This window comes from Acinetobacter sp. CIP 101934 (assembly GCF_000369585.1).
GTDB classification, from domain to species: domain Bacteria; phylum Pseudomonadota; class Gammaproteobacteria; order Pseudomonadales; family Moraxellaceae; genus Acinetobacter; species Acinetobacter schindleri.
This window is the reverse complement of record NZ_KB850094.1, coordinates 2,683,140-2,706,503: the sequence shown is the minus strand read 5'-3', so window position 1 is coordinate 2,706,503 and position 23,364 is coordinate 2,683,140. Positions and strand designations below refer to the sequence as shown.

21 protein-coding genes and 1 tRNA gene are annotated in these 23,364 nt (G+C 43.7%); 8 read left to right on the top strand and 14 right to left on the bottom strand.

Annotated elements, in window-relative coordinates; all coding sequences use genetic code 11:
• Positions 1 to 60 precede the first annotated feature (60 nt).
• Positions 61 to 711, top strand: a complete 651-nt coding sequence (locus F899_RS13095) for a hypothetical protein (RefSeq protein ID WP_005223231.1) — start codon at positions 61 to 63, stop codon at positions 709 to 711.
• Between the two features lie 49 nt (positions 712 to 760).
• Here the strand turns inward: F899_RS13095 and secF are convergent, their stop codons facing one another.
• From secF to queA, 8 genes are all read right to left on the bottom strand, one after another.
• Positions 761 to 1,735 (bottom strand): protein translocase subunit SecF, encoded by a 975-nt coding sequence (gene secF / locus F899_RS13090; protein WP_171058629.1) that lies wholly within the window; start codon positions 1,733 to 1,735, stop codon positions 761 to 763.
• 8 nt (positions 1,736 to 1,743) lie between these two features.
• The gene (secD, locus tag F899_RS13085) at positions 1,744 to 3,642 is read right to left on the bottom strand and encodes a protein translocase subunit SecD (RefSeq protein ID WP_005223230.1); all 1,899 of its coding nucleotides are present in this window, start codon (positions 3,640 to 3,642) and stop codon (positions 1,744 to 1,746) included.
• Between the two features lie 52 nt (positions 3,643 to 3,694).
• Entirely contained in the window at positions 3,695 to 4,024 is a 330-nt protein-coding gene (yajC, locus tag F899_RS13080; protein ID WP_004816064.1) for a preprotein translocase subunit YajC, read from the bottom strand.
• 102 nt (positions 4,025 to 4,126) lie between these two features.
• Entirely contained in the window at positions 4,127 to 5,257 is a 1,131-nt protein-coding gene (gene tgt / locus F899_RS13075; RefSeq protein ID WP_004816067.1) for a tRNA guanosine(34) transglycosylase Tgt, read from the bottom strand.
• Between the two features lie 158 nt (positions 5,258 to 5,415).
• The gene (locus F899_RS13070) at positions 5,416 to 6,231 is read right to left on the bottom strand and encodes a DUF4303 domain-containing protein (protein ID WP_005223229.1); all 816 of its coding nucleotides are present in this window, start codon (positions 6,229 to 6,231) and stop codon (positions 5,416 to 5,418) included.
• 111 nt (positions 6,232 to 6,342) lie between these two features.
• The gene (locus F899_RS13065; RefSeq protein ID WP_005223221.1) at positions 6,343 to 6,909 is read right to left on the bottom strand and encodes a LemA family protein; all 567 of its coding nucleotides are present in this window, start codon (positions 6,907 to 6,909) and stop codon (positions 6,343 to 6,345) included.
• Positions 6,910 to 6,933: 24 nt separating this feature from the next.
• Positions 6,934 to 7,962: a hypothetical protein gene (locus tag F899_RS13060; RefSeq protein ID WP_005223219.1), complete on the bottom strand. Its 1,029-nt coding sequence runs from the start codon at positions 7,960 to 7,962 to the stop codon at positions 6,934 to 6,936.
• 10 nt (positions 7,963 to 7,972) lie between these two features.
• Entirely contained in the window at positions 7,973 to 9,007 is a 1,035-nt protein-coding gene (gene queA, locus F899_RS13055) for a tRNA preQ1(34) S-adenosylmethionine ribosyltransferase-isomerase QueA (RefSeq protein WP_005223217.1), read from the bottom strand.
• Positions 9,008 to 9,175: 168 nt separating this feature from the next.
• Between queA and F899_RS13050 the strand changes: the two genes are divergently transcribed.
• A tRNA-Leu gene (locus tag F899_RS13050) sits at positions 9,176 to 9,262 on the top strand.
• A 165-nt stretch (positions 9,263 to 9,427) separates the two neighbouring features.
• On the opposite strand, the gene F899_RS13045 is transcribed toward F899_RS13050, so the two are convergent.
• Positions 9,428 to 9,880 carry a hypothetical protein gene (locus F899_RS13045; protein ID WP_034434284.1) on the bottom strand — a complete coding sequence of 151 codons (453 nt, stop codon included), beginning with the start codon at positions 9,878 to 9,880 and terminating at the stop codon, positions 9,428 to 9,430.
• Positions 9,881 to 10,061: 181 nt separating this feature from the next.
• Here F899_RS13045 and F899_RS13040 point away from each other — a divergent pair, with 181 nt between their 5' ends.
• Positions 10,062 to 10,484: an RcnB family protein gene (locus F899_RS13040; protein WP_005223214.1), complete on the top strand. Its 423-nt coding sequence runs from the start codon at positions 10,062 to 10,064 to the stop codon at positions 10,482 to 10,484.
• Positions 10,485 to 10,699: 215 nt separating this feature from the next.
• Here the strand turns inward: F899_RS13040 and F899_RS13035 are convergent, their stop codons facing one another.
• Positions 10,700 to 11,194 (bottom strand): phosphate-starvation-inducible protein PsiE, encoded by a 495-nt coding sequence (locus tag F899_RS13035; protein WP_004816082.1) that lies wholly within the window; start codon positions 11,192 to 11,194, stop codon positions 10,700 to 10,702.
• Between the two features lie 181 nt (positions 11,195 to 11,375).
• Between F899_RS13035 and F899_RS13030 the strand changes: the two genes are divergently transcribed.
• Positions 11,376 to 11,582, top strand: coding sequence for a hypothetical protein (locus F899_RS13030; protein ID WP_004891465.1), 207 nt, complete (start codon positions 11,376 to 11,378; stop codon positions 11,580 to 11,582).
• 53 nt (positions 11,583 to 11,635) lie between these two features.
• Here F899_RS13030 and F899_RS13025 read toward each other — a convergent pair whose 3' ends face one another.
• The 3 genes from F899_RS13025 to F899_RS13015 form a co-directional block, all read right to left on the bottom strand.
• Complete coding sequence (locus tag F899_RS13025) at positions 11,636 to 13,417, bottom strand: acyl-CoA dehydrogenase C-terminal domain-containing protein (RefSeq protein WP_005223205.1); 1,782 nt, start codon at positions 13,415 to 13,417, stop codon at positions 11,636 to 11,638.
• A gap of 170 nt (positions 13,418 to 13,587) precedes the next feature.
• Positions 13,588 to 15,390 carry an acyl-CoA dehydrogenase C-terminal domain-containing protein gene (locus F899_RS13020; RefSeq protein ID WP_005223202.1) on the bottom strand — a complete coding sequence of 601 codons (1,803 nt, stop codon included), beginning with the start codon at positions 15,388 to 15,390 and terminating at the stop codon, positions 13,588 to 13,590.
• A gap of 329 nt (positions 15,391 to 15,719) precedes the next feature.
• Positions 15,720 to 16,349 carry a hypothetical protein gene (locus F899_RS13015; protein ID WP_005223201.1) on the bottom strand — a complete coding sequence of 210 codons (630 nt, stop codon included), beginning with the start codon at positions 16,347 to 16,349 and terminating at the stop codon, positions 15,720 to 15,722.
• 136 nt (positions 16,350 to 16,485) lie between these two features.
• On the opposite strand from F899_RS13015, the gene baeS reads away from it, so the two are divergent.
• The 4 genes from baeS (at position 16,486) to F899_RS12995 (ending at position 22,603) form a co-directional block, all read left to right on the top strand.
• Complete coding sequence (gene baeS / locus F899_RS13010; protein ID WP_005223199.1) at positions 16,486 to 18,141, top strand: sensor histidine kinase efflux regulator BaeS; 1,656 nt, start codon at positions 16,486 to 16,488, stop codon at positions 18,139 to 18,141.
• A gap of 12 nt (positions 18,142 to 18,153) precedes the next feature.
• Complete coding sequence (locus F899_RS13005; RefSeq protein WP_004891477.1) at positions 18,154 to 18,840, top strand: response regulator; 687 nt, start codon at positions 18,154 to 18,156, stop codon at positions 18,838 to 18,840.
• Positions 18,841 to 19,135: 295 nt separating this feature from the next.
• Positions 19,136 to 20,491: an amino acid permease gene (locus F899_RS13000; protein ID WP_005223197.1), complete on the top strand. Its 1,356-nt coding sequence runs from the start codon at positions 19,136 to 19,138 to the stop codon at positions 20,489 to 20,491.
• A gap of 429 nt (positions 20,492 to 20,920) precedes the next feature.
• A complete protein-coding gene (locus F899_RS12995; RefSeq protein WP_005223195.1) occupies positions 20,921 to 22,603 on the top strand; it encodes a carboxypeptidase regulatory-like domain-containing protein in 1,683 nt (560 codons plus the stop codon).
• A gap of 137 nt (positions 22,604 to 22,740) precedes the next feature.
• Here the strand turns inward: F899_RS12995 and F899_RS15845 are convergent.
• On the bottom strand, positions 22,741 to 23,364 hold a 624-nt coding region (locus tag F899_RS15845), incomplete at its 5' end, for a hypothetical protein (protein WP_005223193.1).

Genomic DNA, 23,364 nt, shown 5'->3' with positions numbered 1-23,364 from the left:
GGGCTTTTTTATTGTAAGGTGCTCAGTAGCACTTAATAAAAATGAAGTCACCCAATTGCGATGAGTACGACAGAACTATTTGAACGTAGACGGGAAAATCTGAGCAGGATCATTGATCAATGGATTGCCAGTCAGCGCTTTAAAACAGGCAAAGAGATCTGTGAATATTATGGCCTGTCTGCGACTTATGTCGCTCAGTTACTGAATAGCAAGCGCCAGATTGGAGAAAAGGCGGCTCGGGAACTGGAACAGCAACTCGGCTTGAAATCTATGAGTCTGGATCAGCAAGAGCTTCAGATAGAACAAGTAAAAAATACTCTGGTTCTTCATTTATATAGCATGCAGGCGGTGGAGCAGGAACTGTTTTGCTTAAGGCCTCTGGCTGCTGTTCATTATGAAATAGAGTCTACGATTCAGTTGCAGGCGAATCACCATGCTCTGCAAATCAGCAGCGATGCCTATCAGCCTATACTTAAACCGGGCTGGTGGCTGCTATGTGACCGTCAGCGGCCCGCCCAAACGGCTGATCTGCTTTGCATACAGTTCATCAATAAATTCTGTTTAATTTTAGAATTACAGCGAGAAACTGAGCAGGAGTTACAATGTCAAAGTCTGGATGGCAAACGTCAGGTTCGTTTTCAGAAACAGGACGTTCAGCAAGCTGAGGTAGTGATCGCCATCCTGCATCCAGAACAGATTCAACGGCGATAAAAAAGCCCATCTGTAGATGGGCTTTTCATATTTTAAAAGAAGGCTGAAATTATGGAATTTCGTTTTCTTCCTCAAACTCAGGTTTCACTTGCACAATGAAATCCTGACGGTTCAGGCCACGCCATAAAGCAAAGGCTGTACCGATATAGATGGATGAATAGGTCCCTACAAAAACACCAACAAACATGGCGATCGAGAACCATTTCAAACCATCACCACCCATGATCATCATGGCTACGACTACCAGCAATAACGTCATAGAGGTATGAATGGTACGACGTAAAGTTTCAGTCAAGGCAATATTGATGATTTCCAATGGTTCAGCACCACGGATTTTACGGAAGTTTTCACGAATACGGTCAGAGACCACGATGTTATCGTTGAGTGAGAAGCCGATAATCGCCAATAACGCTGCCAGTACGGTTAGGTCGAATGGCCATTGCATCATGGCAAAGATACCCAGTGTCACCACGATATCGTGGAACAAGGACAGTACTGCACCAATCGCCAGCTTGAATTCAAAGCGGATGGTGACATAAACCAGCATCAGCAGCAGGGCAAGGGCAACCGCACCTGCAGAACGCACGTACAGCTCATTACCCACCTGACCACCAACCACATCAACTTTTGGTACTTCAGCTGCATTACCTGGCAGCTGAACTGCTGTGGTAATGGCTTTGGTCAAGTCTTCTGCTTCAACATCTTCCTGAACAGGCATACGCACCATCAGGTCACGATCTGACCCTAAGGTTTGTACCACAGCATCATTAAAACCAGCTTCACTCAATGCCTGAGTAACTGATTCTGGCTGAACCGGATTAGTATAGTTCAGCTCTGCTGCCACACCACCAGTAAAGTCCAGACCCAGGTTCAAGCCTTTAGTGGCAATAAAGAAGATGCTGGCAACCGTTAATAAAATTGAAAACAATGCCGCAGGCAAAGCAATTTTCATAAACGGGATAACACGTTCGTGATCCGGGCGGCCGTATTGTTTTGAATTAGGTTGAGTATTCTCAGTCATCAGTGATCTCCTTAAATGCTCAACTTTTTCAAGTTACGTTTTTTGCCATAGATGATCTGTACAATCGCACGGGTTACAGTAATTGCTGTAAACATCGAGCAGACAATACCAATCATCAGGGTCACGGCAAAGCCTTTGATCGGGCCGGTACCAATCGCGAACAGAATGAACGCCACCAGGAAGGTAGTTAAGTTCGAGTCGAAAATGGTGTTATAGGCACGATCATAACCGGCCACAATCGCCTGTTTTGGCGAAGCGCCCCATTTCATTTCTTCCCGTATTCGTTCACAGATCAGGACGTTGGCATCGACTGCCATACCAATGGTAATCACGATACCGGCAATACCTGGAAGGGTAAGCGAAGCACCAATCCATGACATGACTGTCAGGATCATCGCCAGGTTAAATACCAGGGCAAAGTTGGCAATCACACCAAACAGACGGAAGAACACGACCATCCAGATCGCCACTAAGATAAAGCCGATTTGGGTAGATAATACACCTTTATCGATGTTTTCCTGACCCAGACTTGGCCCAATCACACGTTCTTCAACAAAGTACATTGGCGCAGCCAGTGCACCGGCACGTAACATCAAGGCAAGTTCAGATGCTTCCTGTGGAGAATCCAGACCGGTAATACGGAACTGAGAGCCCAATACCGCCTGAATGGTTGCCGCGTTAATTACCACAGATTCGGTATATGGCGTACGAACTTCAGTTTGCTGACCCGTTGCAGGATCTTCAACATAGCTGATCTTCTGCTTGTTCTCGATGAACAGTACAGCCATACGTTTGCCAACGGCATTACGTGTGGCATCCGACATGAGCTTACCGCCCGCAGCATCGAGGGTAATGTTTACCTCAGCACCACCAGTGTCCTGGCTAAAGCCACTTGAGGCATTTTGAACACGTTCACCCGTCAGAATACGGGTACGGTTCAGCAATAACTGACGACCGCTGTCCAGAGATTCATAAGCAAATGCTTCAGTACCAGGGGGCAAGGTACCTGTTGCCTGACCCGTATATGGATCGATATATTGATCGTTCAGATCTGAGACCAGACGGAACTCGAGGTTTGCAGTACGGCCAAGGACACGTTTTGCCTCAGCAGTATCCTGGACACCAGGAAGTTCAACCACAATACGGTTGCTGCCCTGAGTTTGTACCAGTGCTTCAGCCACACCTAGCTCGTTAATACGGTTACGCAGTGTGGTTAAGTTCTGGTTGACTGCATAGCTTTCAATTTCCTGCTTACGCACATCGGTATAGTTCAGGCGCAGGGTAGATCCGGTATCCGTCGCTACAGCCTGCTGGGTGAACTCATTGTCATTACGGCGCAGAAAGTCCATTACCGCAGAACGATCATCATTATTGGCAAACTGCATGGTAATGGTGTTGTTGCTGAGGGTCAGGCTGTTGAATTTCAGATTGTTATCACGTAATTGACGACGCAGGTCAGTTGCCGATGTTTCCATACGCTGCGCAATCGCCTTGTCCATATCCACTTCTAGCAGGAAGTGAACACCACCACGCAAATCCAGACCCAGCTTCATTGGCTTGGCGCCAATTTTTTGCAGCCATTCTGGTGTTGTTGGTGCAAGGTTCAATGCTACAACATAATCATCGCCCAGGCCGCGACGCAGTGCTTCCTTGGCTTTGAGCTGTGCTTCGCTAGAATCAACGCGGAGTAAGGCCGCATTGTTGCTGAAGCTGTTGTCATGAGTTGCAATATTTTCAGTTTTTAATAATTGCTCTGCTCTTTGTACGATGCCCGCATCGATCTGAGTGCCGGCTTTGGCACCCGAAATCTGTACGGCAGGTTCATCTGGATACAAACTAGGCAGGGCATATAATGTACTGATCGCCAGGACAACCAGGATCAGTACATATTTCCATGCTGGGTAACGCATTTGTTTTCTTCTTAAAATTAAAAAGTCGTGCAGGGAGCACGACTTCTTTTGATTAAATGTTATTTAAAGTGCCTTCAGGAAGTACTGAGACCACGCTCGCACGCTGAACTTTTACTTCCACGCCACGGTTGAGTTCAACCACAGCAAAGTCACCTTCAATTTTTGTGATTCTGCCCATTAAGCCGCCTGCAAATACCACTTCGCTGCCAACACCCAGACTTTCAATCAGTGCACGATGCTCTTTGGCACGTTTAGATTGAGGACGCCAGATCAGGAAATAGAAGATTGCTACGAATACCGCAATCATCAAAAGGTTCGCCATCAGGCTTGGTTGTTGTGCAGCTTCACCTGCAGCGTGAGCAGTCGAAATAAATAGGCTCATTTACATTTTCCTAAACTAAAAATGGTTAATTAACTGAATGATAATAAATTGACTTGTTCTGCAATTTACCTTGTCTTTTTCTTTAGCGCAAATACTGAAAGATTAATCTTCAGGACAAGGCGGCACTTGCATGCCACGACGGGCATAAAAGTCCTCAACAAATTGCTCGAATGTGCCTTGATCCAGTGCTTCGCGCATCGCTTCAGTCAGACGCAGGTAATAGCGCAAGTTATGAATCGTACCGAGCATAGAACCTAGCATTTCACCGCATTTCTCCAGGTGAAACAGGTAGGCACGGCTAAAGTTTTGGCAAGTGTAGCAATCGCAGGCTGGATCAAGCGGACTTTGGTCATGACGGTATTTCGCGTTACGGATACGTACTAAACCGCCGGTCACAAAATAATGACCGTTACGTGCATTTCGGGTTGGCATTACGCAGTCGAACATGTCGACACCACGGCGTACTGCTTCCACGATATCTTCCGGTTTACCGACACCCATCAGATAACGTGGTTTGTCTTCCGGCATTTTCTCTGGAAGATAATCCAGCACCTTGATCATTTCTTCTTTCGGTTCACCAACAGACAGACCACCAATGGCATAACCATCAAAGCCAATTTCAAGCAGGCCTTTTAAGGATTCATCACGCAAATCTTCGTACATACCGCCTTGAATAATCCCGAACAGGGCATTGCGGTTTTTCAGTACGTCGTGATGTTGAGTCTTACAGCGTTTGGCCCAACGTAAAGACAGTTGTAGCGATTTCTGTGCTTCTTCATGCGTTGCCGGATAAGGCGTACATTCGTCAAAAATCATCACGATGTCAGAGTTCAGGGTGTGCTGAATGTCCATCGAGATTTCAGGAGACAGGAATACTTTGGAACCATCAATCGGCGAGCGGAAGGTCACGCCTTCTTCCTTGATTTTACGCATCGCACCGAGGCTAAATACCTGGAAGCCACCAGAATCGGTCAGGATCGGGTTGTTCCATTTCATGAACTGATGCAGACCACCATGCTCACGGATGACGTCCAGACCTGGACGCAGGTACAGATGGAAGGTATTGCCCAGAATTACCTGAGACTTAATTTCTTTAATGTCACGAGGCAACATGCCTTTTACCGTGCCATAAGTCCCCACCGGCATGAACATTGGGGTTTCAACCACGCCATGCTCAAGCGTTAAACGGCCACGACGGGCACGGCCCGACTGCGCTAATTTTTCAAACTTCATAGGAGTTCCAAATCAAGGCGAAAAAACAGTTCGCTGATTGTTAATGCTAAAACCGGCTATTTTCCTTGATTCTGACCGTAAACGCCAGCGCTCCATCCAGTCCGGGCTGTTTATTTATGTTGCCTGTATGAATGAAAAATGAAGAATAAGTTTGTGATCTAACGTTCAAACTGGCGGATGCGCTCCTGAATTTCCGCCTGTGTCATGGCACAACTGCCATCAATCTCAGTTGCCATTGCTGCGATATGCTGGATCAGTTTCTGGATATAAAGATTGGCATCGACAAAATGCGGTTCCAGGGTCAGTAAATAGGCCTGATGGGCTACATGTAAATAATCATAAGCTTCTAACTTGACCAGCTGCACCAGATCAATCAGCAGATCTTTATCGTTCTGGTTTAGCTTAAATGACTTTGACATGGCAGGTTGATTGGCAGGCTGTTTGCTGAACAGAAACTGTTGTCTTAATGGACTTTCCGGATTTAGAGAAATAGCCGATTGAAATTCTATTTGTGGCTGTGTTGGCATATGGATAAAAAACACAATCCGGTTTAAGTCCAGGCCATAATCCTGTTCTAAAGCATCACGTGCCTGTTGAAAGAGCTTTAGCAGTACATCCAGTGTATTGGCCTGATCGGTCTTGCTATGTTCCAGCAAAGGGTTGCCGAAACTATGCTGGTTCTTGAAATAGCTGTCCAGCAGTGCACGAAACTGCGTCATACCGTTATTAGAGCTATGGACGGTACGGTAACGCCATTTCGCTACATTCCAGCGTTCAGTTTCAGACAAATACTGTGCACGATCTTCCTGGTCGTTAAAAATACTGCGTTCGGTTGATATGGCGAGATAATCCACTCGCAGAAACTCGTCAAAGACCAGGCTACAGGCATATATTTCGTCGTCACTATAATGATCATAGAGTTGATAAAATTTCTTGATCAGGACTTCCTTTAAGGTATCGAGATGATCCAGCATAGTTTTAATTCTTTATTTTTATTCTGAAGCAAAGTGCCTTAGCTGGAATCTCCTGATTCATCGCTAAGGCAGTTGGGTATTTCTTATCATCGCATGAATATACGTCAGGGTTTAAAAATTCGGACGATAGTCAAAACTTTGGGTCACGGCCTGATCGCGGAAAGGACGCACAGCTTTCTTTTGTAGTAGCATGTTATTGATTATATTATGCGGGAAAACCTGAATCTGGTTATTAAACAGTTCGACATTGCGATTATAGATACTGATTGCGGCACCGACATTTTCATTCTGTTCTTCAATTTCGTTCATCATTTTCAGATAAATTTCATTGGCTTTCAATTCAGGATAGTTTTCGATCACCACATTCAGGTTATGCATCAGCTCCCGGTTCAGGCTTTCGATCCGTTGTAATTGCCCAATATCGGCATCTTTAATATTCAGGTTCATGATGTTCTGACGCAGTTCAGTCACTTTCTCCAGCGTGCCTTTTTCGAAACTGGAATACTGTTCGACCAATGGTTGCAGCCCATCCAGAATTTTCAGTTTCTGCCTTTCATAGCTGGCAACATCAGACCATGCACGAATTGTGGCATTATGATAACGTACGATGCTGTTACGGATCATGATGATGGCAACAATCAGCAGAATCGGGATAATGACAAAAACAACAAATCCCATAAAAGCAGTCCCCAGAGAAAATAATTATTTTAAAAACTGAATCAGGTCAGTTTGCAGCTTTTCCAGTTCTACTAATTTAAACGTTCTCAGATGTCCACGCAATGCAGAAATATCCTGGATATTTTGCTTGCGCTCAGGCGCATTAAAAATGTCATGTGGCCCTAAATAGCACAGCACACGTTGTTGGGGATGAAAAATAAGATCACCTTCACGGTATTGGAAAAATTGACTTAATCGGAGCACAAAACCCGGGCTGAGCTGTTTTGCCATTTGCATGGGATCTGTGCCATAAAATTTTAAACGCTGATTGGTGCGTATATCACTGCTATGCCAAGGATGGCGATAAGGTGAGGGGAATGGACGTCTTGATGTGCTAATGGCAAGCCCTTGCACAGAGACATCAAAGACAAATGCACCCCACAAATTTTTATGTTGTTCAATGAGTTTGACGGTATTGCCATTTTTGTCGATGGTTTTAATTTCATCTACATAGTGGTATTCAAACAGCAAGACTTGGTGTTCTTGTCCATTTTCATCTAACCATGTGGTGCTGGCATAACGTGAGATGTCATTGCGTAATGAGCCACGTTCAAACACAGGAAAAAGGCGTTTTAAATTGCCAATAAATTGCCGAGGATTAAGTGGCATTGAAATATGCTGTGGCTGTTGTTGAAAGTGGAGATGATATTTATGCGTCAGCACACGTTCTTCTAAATATTCAATCACATCATTGATGGAGCGCTCTTGCTCATAAATCAGATAGGCCCAAAATAACATGCCAAAACCCAAGGCAAAATTGCATTGCAGCCAGAAATTGTGCGGTGCAATGATAAGGCTGAATACTTGCATCAAGCCAAAGAGTGCCAAGAACCACGGCAGGGTGTTTTCAAACTTTAGAGAAATTGAACCTTGCCATGGATGCAAGCCATTAAGAATGTCCTGATGGCTTTTGGCATCACTCGATAAGTGCCACAGCCGATCGATATTTTTAAACACCACTTCATTTTTCTTACGACGAATATGAATGGAGCGTTGCACTGCATCGATCGGCATAGGCGGGTCCTTATTTGGCCTGATCAATCAGCATGGCATCACCATAGCTGAAGAAGCGGTATCTGCTTTCTACGGCATGCTTATAGGCATTTAGAATATTGTCACGATTTGACAACGCTGATACCAGCATTAGCAGGGTAGATTCAGGCAAATGGAAGTTGGTAATCAGACGATCTACCACTTTAAACTCATAACCCGGATAAATGAAGATTTGGGTGTCACCAGTCCAGCCTTTCAGCTCACCACCATTGGCCTGTGCCGCACTTTCAGTCGCGCGAGTCGCTGTTGTCCCGACAGCAATGACTTTATTGCCACGTTCTTTCGTAGCTTTGATCAGGGCCATGGATTCATCAGAGACCTGACACCATTCACTGTGCATAATGTGGTTTTCAATATTGTCGGTACGAACCGGCAAGAACGTACCTGCACCCACATGCAGGGTCACAAACGTTTTTTGAATGCCTTTTTCTTCGAGTTTTTTCAGCAAGTCTTCATCGAAGTGCAAGGAAGCTGTCGGTGCAGCCACACTGGCTAATTTTGTTGGGTCATTGAAAACCGTTTGATAGCGTAAAGTATCAATCTCTTCCGCTTCACGGTTGAAATAAGGTGGAATAGGCAGGGCGCCGTATTGATCCAGGACATCTAAAATCGGCTGGGAGAATTCCACAACAAACAGATTCTCATGACGGCCTTGAACAGTCACTTTAACGGTATCCGGGCCAATAAACAGTTCAGCACCGGCTTTCGGTGTATTACTGGCTTTAATGTGACAGTGCGCGATGAACTGATCCATCATGCGTTCAACCAGAACTTCAACTGCACCACCTGACGCACGTTTACCTTTTAGGCGGGCTTTCATCACCTTGGTATCGTTCAGAACCAGCAAATCACCTTCATTCAATAAATCCAGAATGTCGGTAAATTGGTGGTCATGATATTGACCTTCAGCATCGAGGTGTAAAAGGCGGGAAGCACTACGTTGTTCAAGCGGATAGCGAGCAATCAGCTCATCGGGGAGATCAAAGCTAAAATCAGAAAGTTGCATGACAAGTTACGGTAATAAAAACTGGGCTTAGTATAAACTTTTTTCCTTTTTAAGGAGGAAATTGCAGCTTTATAGATCAAAAAAATGAGTTTTGTTTTAAAATTAAACAAATGCAGAGAATCTGCGTTGACATCTGATTGAAACCGAGTAATATACCTTTCATCCACTCCCGAGGTGGTGAAATTGGTAGACGCGGTGGACTCAAAATCCACTGTCAGCGATGACGTGTCGGTTCGAGTCCGACCCTCGGGACCAAAATTCTAAAGAGCCCCAAGCATATTCAGTCTTGGGGTTTTTTATTGCCTGATATTTAATTTAACTATTTTAATTCCTTTAATTTCAGTAACTAAAGTGTTAAATGAATTCTTTGCTATAAAAAAATCCCTCTAAATTTAGAGGGATTTTTTTATTTCAAAAGCTTTAGGGTGCAGGATTTGGTGGAATCAGTTTATCCAAATCTTTATCGGACATCTGGTCGAGCTCAGCAATATCAGTTTTGATTTTCCATTGAGATTCATCATCCACCGGATTCGGCAGGCGTGCTTCTAACCAGTCACATACCACATCCGGCGGGAAATCTGCATGATTGCATTGAATCACCCAGCACAGGAAATCCTTCGCTTCACCATTCATATACGGAGGAGGAGATACCGGTAAAAACTGCGTCGGTAGGCGTTCATTCTTGGAAATATAATTCAGAACATGACCGAGTTCCTGTACAGTTTGCCAAGCCAGCGGATGGTCTACATCAATACGGAACTTGAACCACCATGCCTGCTTGCCATCAGATCCATAGCTATCAATCAGGTTTTTCTGAACACTTGGGACTTTACAGAAATATTCATATAAACGATCAAAACTTAAATCGGACACGATGTTGGACTCAAAATTCGGAAAATCAAAGTTTAGCACAAAGCGTGCACGCAGCACCTGAGCCGCAGCACAAATGTCTTTTCACTATCGGCTGTAAAACCTTGTGGTATAACTGGATAAATTCATATTTTCTCCGCAAATTCTGTATAAAATATAGACAAACCTATCAAAGGAAGTTCCTATGAAAATCATCTTGTCCAGCACCTGTCTAGCTGCACTATTATTTGGAGCTTCTATCCCAGCGGTAGCAGGAAATAACTGGGTCGGCTATACCAGCAAAGAGACTTATAAACGCCCGCAGCATCCACGCCCACCACAGCAGTATTATCCGCAGCGTCCGCGACCGCCTGCACATCATTATCCGAATCAGTGGGGTCACCCACCGATTCAAAACGGGGTGAGTATTCGTTATCAGGCACCGACCACTATTTATCAAAACTCGACCAGCTATAGCTGGGTAAATGGCGATCCGAACGTGGCACATATTGAAAGCTCACGTTATGTACTGATCAATGACTGGCGCCGTTTGGGTCTGCCTGATCCTCCTGCTGGAATGCACTGGATCTATGAAAATGGACGTTATGTGTTGGTGAATAATCGTTAAACCGCCCTGAATGAAGAGATACTGCGGTTATGCGTCAATAACTCAAAAAAACAAAATAATTTCCTCACCGGTGAGGAGAGGGCTAGGGAGAGGTGATCTGGAATAATATGTTTCTCAAATTCTAAATGAAATTAACACGTATACATTAAGTCCCTCTCTCTAACTCTCTCCCAAAGGGAGAGAGGATTCTTCAATACAGTTATGAATAAAACATTTTATGCCAACTCATCATCTTCAGGGCGAGGGGTCTTGCCTTGAGGAACTGGTTTTTCAGTATGTTTGTCTCGGATAATTGATGGATAGTTCCAGGATGCATAACGCACAATTAAAATGGCGAAAGCCAAAATGAGGATAGAACCCGTAATAATCACTTGATCCATACTGGCTTTATGTGTGTGTTGAATATCAGAAATCAAGAGACGTGTCAGCGCAGTAATCGCAATGTAGATCAGGAATCGGACTGGCATATGATTGGTTTTAAAATAAATACCCACCATCGCGCCTAATTCAAGATAGATAAATAACAGCAGAATATCATCAATACTGGCAAATTTTTTGACTGTCAAAATGTCGATGACGGTATGACTGGCAGACCAGATCACCATACAGCCAATAATGAACAGGGCGAGATAATGAAAACTTTCTACGGCAAGATTACCGCCGCGGTCGAGGAGGGCTTCTATTTTCTTGGCTTTGGAATTAGGTTTCATCACTATGTCCTCCTGATTAAAAATAAATAATTTATAAATCTTAGGAAATTTTCTGCAAATTTCATGCAAAGAAAATGAAAATATGGAAAATAAAAATGTAAAAAGATGAAAAAGTGTACTTTTTTCATACCAAATTGCTATATTGTAGAAGTTATACATCGAATAATGAGGGAGAAAAAAGATGTTAGAAAAAATCCAAAATAAGATTAATCAATTAGAAACAGGCAAAAAATTAATTCTGGGTACAGGGATTAAAAGTGATGACATGCAGAAAGTATTAGAGTTGTGTGAATCTTTGCAGTCTGAAGGGGAAATCCGAATTGTGAACAAGCATCTGAACCCTAAGGTGGCCAATCAGCCAGATACGATTCTGATCGAAAAAGTTTAAAAGCATAATAAAAAACGCCTGCAATTGCAGGCGTTTTTTATGGCTTAAATATTTTAAGACTGAGTTGTGAAGTACTCTTCAGAGAACTGTGTTAATGCTTCTGAACCTGCTTTGACTTTAGTAATACGCAGTGCCAGTTCAGGCAGAATGCGTTGTACGAAATAACGAGCAAGACCCAGTTTGTTCTGATAGAACTCACCTTGTTTATCTTTCGCAGCATGGGCAATGCGCGCGAACATATAAGAGAAGCTCAACAGGCCTACTGCATGCAGGTAATCTACTGCTGCACCATTCGCGTATTCTGGATTTTCTTTCGCAGCTTCAATAATATGCTGGGTTACTGCTTCAACTTCTGCAGCCGCATCAAGGGTCGCATCTTTAATAAAGTTCAGGTCAGCATCCAGTGCATTGGTAAAATCACGGATTTCCTGAATGTATTCAGCAATAAATTCACCGTTACATTTAATGGTCTTACGGCCAATCAAGTCTTGTGATTGAACACCGTTAGTCCCTTCGTAGATCTGTGAAATACGCAGGTCACGGATACACTGTTCCATGCCCCATTCACGAATATAACCATGACCACCGAAGACCATTTGTGCATCAAGTGTTGCATTGAAAGCTGTATCAGTCAGATACGCTTTCGCGATTGGTGTTAACAGTGCAACACGATCATTGGCTTTCTTAATTGCTTCTGCATCAGTCGAGAACTTGGTGATGTCAAGCTGTTGACCAACGTACACAGCGAATGCACGAGAAGCTTCATTGTTTGCACGTACATTTAAAAGCATACGACGGACATCGCCATGTACTAGAATGCTGTCTGCTGGTTTGTTTGGAGACTGAACGCCAGAAGCACTACGGCCTTGCAGACGATCTGTCGCATATTGCGCCGCATTTTGGTAAGCGAATTCAGAAGCGCCTAAGCCCTGGATCCCCATAGACAGACGTTCGTAGTTCATCATCACGAACATGGCTGCCAGGCCTTCGTTTTCTTTACCTACCAGGTAACCTTTGGCACCGTCGAAGTTCATTACGCAAGTGGCAGATGCTTTGATCCCCATTTTGTGTTCAATCGAACCTGGACCTACCGGGTTACGTTCGCCCATCGAACCATCTTCATTCACAAGGAATTTAGGCACGATGAACAGGGAAATACCGCGAGAGCCCGCAGGCGCATCCGGTGTTTTTGCCAATACCAGGTGAATAATGTTTTCAGCCAGGTCGTGGTCACCACCAGTAATGAAGATTTTGGTACCGGTAATGCTGTAAGTACCATCACCATTGCGTTCAGCTTTGGTTTTGATGATACCGAGGTCAGTACCCGCATGTGGTTCGGTTAGACACATGGTGCCTGACCATTCGCCAGAGTAGATTTTTGGCAGGTAAGTTTCTTTCTGTTCTTGAGAACCATAGCTGTTCAGTGCCATACCCGCACCGACAGACAGCAATGGATACAGCATGAAAGAGGGGTTAGTAGCGAAAAGCATTTCATCTGACAGAACGGTCAGCATTTTTGGCATTTCCTGACCGCCCCATTCAGCATCAGCACCAAGGCCAATCCAGCCGCCTTCAGCATATTGTTTGAATGCTTCTTTAAAGCCTGCAGGTGTGGTCACAGCGCCATTTTCATATTTCGCGCCTTCTTCATCACCGGTACGGTTCAATGGAAGGGTGACGTTCTGCGCAAATTTAGCCATTTCTTCAAGAATTGCTTCTGCTGTTGCAGCGTCTAAATGGGCTAAATTTTCATTGGCTTGCCAGAATTGTTCGGCATTGAATACATCGTTCAGGATGAATTTCATATCGGCAAGTGGCGCGTTATAAATTGGCATAGTGGGTCACCTGTTTCTTGTTTGAATCGATTGATTTTAAGTCAGTCTAATGCATTAAAAATCTTATTGTTAGACGACTAAAGGTTAATTCTGTAACGCTTTATAAAGAAAAAGGACGCTTTAAAAGTAACCGTCCTTTTCCTTGTTTCTGCATTTAAAATTGCATCAGCTTAGAATGCGAAATGTTCCGCATCCAGGCTCATTAACGGCTCTACACCAGTCGCAATCAGGTCAACGTGTGAACGAACACGTGGCAGGATTTTCTTGAAATAGAAACGTGCAGTCGTCAGCTTCGCGTTATAGAAGTCTACGTCTGTAGTACCTGCAGCCAATTGCTCTTGAGCAACCAGTGCCATACGTGCCCACAGGTAAGCAAGCGTTACATAACCAGAGAAGTACAGGTAGTCTACTGCAGCAGCACCCACTTCTTCAGGGTTTTGCATTGCACGCATACCGATCTGCATGGTCAGGTCGCCCCATTCCTTGTTCAGTGCAGCCAATGGTTCAACGAACTCTTTCAGACCAGCGTTGTCTTTGTTCGCTTCAGCAAACTTGTGGATGATCTTGGTGAAGTCTTTCAACATTGCACCTTGAGTACCCAAAACTTTACGGCCTAACAGGTCAAGCGCCTGGATTTCAGTCGTACCTTCGTACAGGCAGGCAATACGTGTATCACGTACGATTTGCTCCATGCCGTGCTCAGAGATAAAGCCGTGACCACCAAATACCTGTACACCATGTTTCGCAGCTTCTGAACCAGTTTCAGTCAGGAATGCTTTCGCAATTGGCGTCAATAGAGACAGGATGTTGTCAGCAAATTTGCGGTCTGCTTCTTCTACACCATGTTCAACCACATCTGCATATTGAGCCAACAGGTAAACCAGTGCACGACCACCTTCAGCAAATGCTTTTTGAGTTAACAGCATATTACGTACTGCTGGGTGAACGATAATCGGGTCTGCTTCTTTGTCAGGTGCTTTAGGGCCAGTTAAAGAACGCATTGCCAAACGGTCTTTCGCATAAGCTAACGCGCCTTGGAAAGAAGACTCAGATGCAGACAAACCTTGTACAGCAGTACCGATACGTGCAGTGTTCATGAAAGTGAACATGCAGTTCAGACCACGGTTTTCAGGTCCAATCAGGAAGCCTTTTGCGTTATCAAAGTTGATGACACACGTTGCATTACCATGAATCCCCATTTTGTGTTCGATCGAACCACAACGTACGCCATTACGCTCACCGATAGAACCGTCAGCATTCAGGTTGAACTTCGGTACGATGAACAGTGAAATACCTTTAGTACCTTTAGGTGCACCCGGTAGACGAGCCAGTACGATATGGATGATGTTTTCAGCCATGTCATGTTCACCAGCAGAGATAAAGATCTTCTCGCCAGAGATTGCATAGCTGCCGTCCGCTTGTGGTTCAGCTTTAGTACGGATAATACCTAAGTCAGAACCTGCATGAGATTCGGTTAAACACATGGTTCCGGTCCAGACACCTGATACCAGATTAGGCAGGTAAGCATCTTTTTGTTCTTGAGAACCATGGTGTTCTAAAGTACGAACCGCACCATGAGACAGGCCAGGGTACATGCCCCATGCCCAGTTCGCAGTACCGACCATTTCAGAAATGCTAATACCTAAAGAGTTCGGTAAGCCTTGACCGCCATATTGCTCTTCAGCAGAAAGCGATGGGAAACCCAGTTCGATATATTTTTGATACGCTTCTTTGAAGCCTGTTGGAGTCGTTACAACACCGTCGTTCCAGGTACAGCCTTCGCGGTCACCCACCTGGTTTAAAGGAGATAATTCATTTTCACAGAAATCAGCGGCAGCTTCCAGGTACTGGTCCACCAGCTCACGGCTTACGTTATCTTGGAATGCAGGCAGGCTGGCATAATGTTGTTCAACATTTAAAAGCTCATGCAAAACAAATTGCATATCACGTAAGGGCGCTTTGTATTGTGGCATATCGGTTTCCTCAATACTGGTTTATACCAGCGTTATAATCCTGAATTAAATTGAAACGTGCCTTCATTAACACGTATTGACATGGTCTAATCGTGCAACATCTTCCTTGTTGGCACAAGCATTTCAAGGCTATTTCTTGGTGACTGTAAAGTCAAAGATAATTACCCTTGAAATCTTAAGTATATTGAGTGTAAACGTTTTTATAAAAAAATATCTGACACGAATGGTCAAAAACCTGCACACTTAGATAGACTTAGTTCTAACAATCAACACGCATAAAAAAAGACACCCGGAAGTGCCTTTTTTAATAATAAATTTGAAACGTTCAGTTAAGAAGCTTTAACGGCTGGTGCTTTAACTGGAGCATTTGGCTGGAAACGGACGTGACACTGTCCATTAATGATTTGTTCACCTATTTTGAGCTGTACAGCTGCGCCATCTTTTTTACCCTGACAGGCCTGAACAACAGCTTTTTGCTGTGCCTGACGTTGAGCCAGACGCTGGTCGAACTGTTTTACCATTTCCGCACGTTGCGCATCAGTTAATGCTTCACCACGGTTTAATGCTCCACGGAAGTCACCACGCATTGGGCGATGTTCACCTTTCATGCCACGGAACTCGCCACGCGCAGCTTTCATATCTTTACGGTCTGCTTTGAAAGAGATCTGACAAATACCGTCTACAGTTTTATCACCGGCTTTCACCTGAACTGCACTGCCAACAGCTTTGTTATCACAGGCCTGTTGCATTTGCTTATGCAGCTGCACACGTTGTGCACGCATTTGCTTGAACTGTTCGCGCTGCTCTGGAGTCAGATGACGACCTTTATGATCTTGTTGATGTTTCATCATTTGCGGATGATCTTCACTTGGTGCATGCTTAGTCGATTGACACGCGGTCAATGCCCCCATTGATAACACACTTGTACCCAGGACGATGATTTTTGTCATTGCTTTCATTGTATTTGTCTCCAAGCCACGAGCTTGATCTGTATGTTGCAAAGAATAAATAATAAAGATGAAGAAACAATGAAGAGTTTTTTCAGCTTGTGTTCGCTACAATAATGAATCTAGAGGAAAAACTGAGAATCTGCTTTTGAATATTCGCCGCATTCCGATTGCACTCCGGCTGTTTTTAACAGTGCTATTTACCACCTTGGTGATTACCACGGTGAGTCTCGGTGTGCTTCATCTCAACATGCAGCGTAATTTCACTCGCTATGTTGCCGATGTGGAAATGCAGAAACTGGATCATGTCATTGAAAACCTGGCCGAAGTCTATGGCGTTTATAATGACTGGGGCAATGCAATTCAGGCTCAGATCCTACAGATCGAAGGTGAGGCAGCGCCGGACGATTATGACCGTTTGTCACGCTGGTGGTTACGTCGTCAGTATGATATTGCCTTACAGCAACGTTATTTTCAGGATCACACCCTAGCCAATGTAGCACCAAGCCTGATGGGCACAGATGCTGAACAACGTACTGTAAATGAGGAAGAACTACGTGTATTGGCAGCAAATTTACCTTCGCAGTTTCAGCCTTTTGAAGGTTTAAAGTTCCCGCTGAGTTCTAATCAGAACCTGTTTAGAACCGATCGTAAAAATGGCTCGCAGTTAACAACACAGCCGCAAGCGGGTAAAAAACAGTTTATCCAGATGCCTGACCGTTTGGGTCTGAGCTCACGTCTATCGCTCTATGATGCCAAACGACGTTTTGTCGTGGGTGAACCTTCCGATGAGCAGATTTCTTATCGCCCGATTATGGTAGACGATAAAATTGTCGGTTATCTGGGGCTAAAACCGGTACTGGATCAGGAAGATGCATTAAGTATCAATTTCTTTAGTAATCAGAAACGTTACCTATTCCTGGTATATGGCCTCAGTATCCTGACCAGTCTGATCGCTGCACTCCTGTTAGCGACTTATTTCAAAAAGCCGATTCAACGCTTGTTGCAAGGTACACGTGAGTTAACCAAAGGTAATTATCAGCATCAGGTTAAAGTCAACCGCAATGATGAGCTGGGTGATTTATCCAATGAGTTAAATCAATTAGCTGTCATTCTCAATCAACATGAGACTTCACGTCGCCAATGGGTAGCGGATACCTCGCATGAGCTGAAAACACCACTAGCCGTGTTGCAGGCACAGATTGAAGCGATGCAGGATGGAATTCGTAAGCCAACCCCAGAACATTTTGCTTCGATGCTGGCACAGGTGACCAGCCTGAAAAAACTGACTCTAGATTTGGCAGCCCTGGCACAGGCTGATGCCCAGCAATTGCAGGTGTATGTCAGTACGATTAATCCATGGGATGTGGTACAGCAGGAATTAATGAACTTCCATCCAAAGTTTGAACAGGCGCAATTAACTGTGACTGCGGAAGGTGAAGGCGCAGATGTAGAGCTGGATCTGGACCGCTTTAAACAGATCGTGGCCAATTTGCTGAGCAACAGTATTCGCTATACTGAAACGGGTGGACAGGTACATATTCATACTGAACAGAATGACAAAGAATGGACCTTATATGTCGATGACAGTCCGTTTGGTCTGACCGATGAACAGCTGGCCCGAATAGGTGAACGTTTCTATCGTGTAGATGACTCGCGTACCCGTGCCACTGGTGGTACCGGACTGGGTTTGGCATTATCGTGTAAAATTACGCAAGCATTAGGTGGAAGTTTAAGCTTCGATCATTCGCCACTCGGTGGATTACGTTGCAAGCTGACTTTTCCTAAACAAATAAAATCATAAGGAAGTTTATTCATGAAACACATTATGCTGGTTGAAGACGAAGTCGAACTTGCACAATTGGTGCGAGACTATCTAGAAGCTGCTGGTTTTGAAGTCAGTATGTTTCATGATGGACAGGAAGCTTATAACAGTTTCACTCAACGTAAGCCGAGCCTGATGATTCTGGACCTGATGGTGCCACGTATGGATGGTCTGACCATCTGCCGTAAGGTGCGTGAGCAGTCCGATCTACCGATTATTATGGTGACGGCACGTACTGAAGAAATTGACCGTGTACTCGGCCTGAATATGGGTGCAGATGACTACATCTGTAAACCATTTAGTCCGAAGGAACTGGTCGCGCGCGTGCAGGCAGTTCTACGCCGTCTGGATCGCAAAGCCGAACCGGAAAGCAATGATTTGTTCCGTATGGACAAATCACAACAGCGCATCTGGTATCAACAAAAAGCGCTGAACCTGACCCCAACAGAATTCCGTTTATTAGAACTGTTTTTGGAACATGTGGGTCAGGTGTATTCACGTGCGCAATTGCTGGATCATATTAACCCGGACAGCTTCGATGTGGCAGACCGTGTGATTGACAGTCATATCAAGAACCTGCGCCGCAAGATTTCCGAGGCTGCTGAAACGGGTAACCGTCATGAGTGGATTCAGGCAGTTTATGGTGTAGGTTACCGTTTTGAATATCCTGAGGACTAACTCTGGTTCAAGGAAATCACGAAAGCGAATAGATTTTCTCTATTCGCTTTTTTATTCACTAAAGAATACTGTGGTACGTTTTACTATAAAAATAGCGCGATAAAAGCAACTTAAATGAATATCTGAATTGATGAGGAATAGCAGATCGATATTCGAGCACGTAAAAATTTAATGAAAGAAACCTTCCTAAATAAGAAAATAAAAGTTTAAGAACTAATCACTTAAATTTATGAGTTAGCTGATTGGCACTAGACTCGGTACAATCCTATTTTTTTATTCATCATGAGAATATGTTTTGGAGAGTGAAACACCGCAGCTTCAACGCCGTTTGAAGAATCGTCATATCCAGCTGATTGCCATGGGCGGTGCGATTGGTACCGGTCTATTTCTAGGTTCAGCTCATATTATTCAGTCTGCTGGTCCATCCATTATTTTGGGTTATCTGATGGGCGGTTTGATTGCTTTCCTGATTATGCGCCAACTCGGTGAAATGATTGTACATGAACCTGTAACCGGTTCATTTAGCTATTTCGCCTTTAAATATTGGGGGAAGTTTCCAGGATTTTTAACAGGCTGGAATTACTGGATTCTGTATATTCTGGTAGCGATGACTGAGCTGACTGCGGTTGGTAAATATATCAATTACTGGTGGCCAGAAATTCCGGCATGGGTTTCGGTTTTATTTTTCTTTATTCTGGTCACTGGCATGAATTTGACCAATGTAAAGATTTATGGCGAATCTGAATTCTGGTTATCAATGATAAAAGTCCTTGCGATTGTCGCGATGATTTTATTTGGGATTTATCTGCTGGTCACTGCTGATGTTGATTCTACTGCTTCAATAACGAACTTATGGGCACATGGCGGTTTCTTCCCGAATGGTTTTGAAGGCCTATTTTATATGCTGGCCTTTATGATGTTTGCATTTGGCGGGATTGAGCTGATCAGTATGGCTGCTGCGGAAACCGAAAATCCGGATCAGAATATTCCAAAAGCTGTAAATCAAACTGTAATTCGTGTATTTCTATTTTATATCTGTTCACTTGCAATTCTATTATCACTTGTGCCGTGGAATCAGCTGAATTTAGGTGATTTAGAGCATAGCCCGTTTGTGATGATTTTTAATCTGATGGGTATTGATTGGGCCGCCCACTTATTAAATTTTATTATTTTGACAGCCTCGCTATCGGTGTGTAATAGCGGGATGTATGCCAATAGCAGAATGCTATTAGGTCTGGCAGAGCAGGGTAATGCTCCAAAAGCCTTTAAGAAGGTGAATGCACGAGGAATTCCAGTGCCAGCGGTGCTATTCTCAGCATTACTGATTTTTGGCTGTGTTTTATTAAACTATTTTGTACCTGAAAAAGCACTAAGCTATCTAATTTACATTGTGGTGGCAGCAGCAGTACTGAACTGGATCATGATTACACTGATTCATCTTAAATTTAAGCAAGCCATTCGCCTCCAAACTGTACAAACTAAATTCCCTGCATTGTTTTCACCCCTGAGTAACTATCTGGTTTTAGTCTTTATGCTGACAGTGCTCTATATCATGTGGGATCAAGGTTTCATGTTGTCAGTGCTGATGCTGCCAGTGTGGATTGTAATATTATTTATTCTTTTCAAAATATTACAAGCCAAGAAAACTTAAATTTTTTATCCTTTTAAAAATGGGTTCATTAGAGCCCATTTTTATGTGCCTTTTTTCATGCTTTAGTAGAAAATAATAATGTGATTTATATTTGCTTGATTAATTGAAATTGGAATAAATTGATTTGTCTATATTCTATTTAAAACAAGGTGATAAAGTTTTTATTAAGAATAAATGTAGTAAATAATTAGAATTATTTTCATAAAAAAATAAGTATTAAAAGATAATTTAATTGAGGGGTTGATTGAATCAAAAAAATAGAATTTTATTTTAATAAATACTTTTTGAATAATTGGGTTTGAAATAATTTATATTTTTATTTTCTATGGATTTGTTATATATTTTTTAGGCTTCTTAATAATAAAAATAAATACCTATTAAAAGGCGAATTATAAGAATTAATTTATTATTTTAATAAGGATTTTACTCATGAAACTCAATATTATAGCAACAATGCTGCTTGCCTCTACGGGAATGATAATGACTGGCTGTGGTTCAGATTCAGGCAGTTCTGGTAGCTCTACACCACCATCTCAAACGACCCCGGAAGAAACCGTCACGCCAGCAAATGGAGTAGAACGATTAATCATTACCGATGCAAGTCATCTGGCGCTTGCAGATGCTGACATTCGAATTTTATCAGCTGCACAATGGAGTAATAACGTCACCAGTATTTCTGATAATAATACGGTTGATCACAGTCTCTTTGTCCAGTATGACCGTCTTCCGGTGATTAATGATTTTTCCTCGGCACGAGAATATACAACAGACCATTTGGGTGTTTCTGGTTCAGTTCATTTAGCACCAGGTATTTACTATATTTTGGTCAGAAAGCATTCTGAAACTGCAATCGTGCCATTCATTATTCATCCGACAAATACCAATAAGGAATTGTCGATCAATGTGCCTTTGACTTGTAATAATGCTGAATGTGAAACGATTCATCCGGTAAATGAAGCAATTATTGGGACACTATCAGGGCAAGTTTTGGCGCAAGGTCAGCCTTTGGCAAATGCACAGGTTTCATTATCAGGTGGTGCCGCTACCAATGGCGCATTCGTTACAGCATTAACTGATGCGAAAGGATATTTCAGTCTAGCTTTTAATGTATCTGATGAGCTTGGCGATACCTTAAAAAATGCAACGCTTATGATCAGCGCACCCGGGTATATAAGTCTAACAAAGCAGGTTGCAGTGACGTCCTCTATTTCAGGGGGTAGTCAATTTACCTTGATACCAAATACTGAAGCTACGACCAGTATTTGGCAGGAAACTTTTGAAGAAGACTCTGCTACCCGAGATGAATGGGAAAATGCCTCTACAGTTGAAGAAACAAAATGGTCTTTACTGCAAAAAAATCACAAGATTATTAATAAAGATGTGAACCGTTTAGTGACCTTGGCACCAGATGATAGCAGTAATGGCAAACTGCCAGATCCTGCTCAAGGCAATTATGCATATTGGTATGGCAATGGTGTTGCAGGTAGTTTCTTAAATAAAGAAGCCAGTCTTTTAACCGAGGAAGGGCAACCAGTAGAAACCAGACTGAATGGTGGAACGTCAGCACAGGCGTATTATGGAACACTGACTTCACCAGTAATTGACCTGAGCACTACACAAAAACCAATCAGCTTAAGTTTTAAAACCTGGTGGGAAATTGAATCAGTAAATCCAAGTAGCAGAGGGTATGATGCCATGGATGTGGAAGTTTCAGTGAATGGAGGGGAATTTAAAAAACTGGCGCGATTAAATCCGCTGTCTGATCCGCAAACAGATTATAACCGCTGGTCAATTCCATTCTCAAACTTTGGCTTTAACCTTGCACCTCAATTTGCCCAGCAAGAAGCTATTTCTTTAGATGAATATGCGGGGCAATCCAAGGTTAAAATCCGGTTTAAATTCGATACTGTCGATCAGTACTATAATGCATATCGTGGCTGGATTATTGATGACATTGTGATTCAAAACCAGCCTGGTACTTTCCCGCTTTATAGCAACAATGAGGAAGTAGATGACGAGGTTTCGATGTTTGTCGCAAAAGCAGCGAAAGCTTTAATGCAATTGGCATCGAGTTCCCGATGGATAGAAAATCCGCCAGAGCGTACTCAATAAAATAGCATGTAAATAAATCATATAAAAAGCGAGCAGACTAATCTGCTCGCTTTAAACTTATAAGAAATTCAAAATGTTTTTCTTTTTAGAAAAATATAAACCTTTCATCTATATCTTTCCGGTTGCTCCCAAATAATTTACCTGGAAGTGAAGCGACCTCGGTCATCGCGTGGCGGGGTATTTCTTCCGCCTCGACCTCCCGAACGACCGCGATCGTCATCATCATCACGGCTGCGACTGCGTCCACGACCACCTGAGCGACCACGATCGTCATCATCGTCGTCATCACGGCTGCGGCCACGACCTCGACCGCTGGAACGACCACGATCGTCATCATCATCGTCGTCATCACGGTTACGACCACGGCCTCGACCATTTGAGCGGCCACGATCGTCATCATCATCGTCGTCATCACGGCTGCGTCCACGACCTCGACTGCTGGAACGACCGCGATCGTCATCATCATCGTCATCACGGCTGCGTCCACGACCTCGACCACTTGAACGGCCGCGATCATCATCATCGTCATCACGGCTAAGGCCACGTCCACGAACATTTGAGCGGCCACGATCGTCATCATCATCGTCATCACGGCTGCGACTGCGTCCACGACCACTTGAACGGCCGCGATCATCATCATTATCGTCATCACGGCTACGGCTACGGCCACGACCTCGACTGCTGGAACGACCGCGATCGTCATCATCATCGTCATCACGGTTACGACCACGGCCTTGACCATTTGAGCGGCCACGATCGTC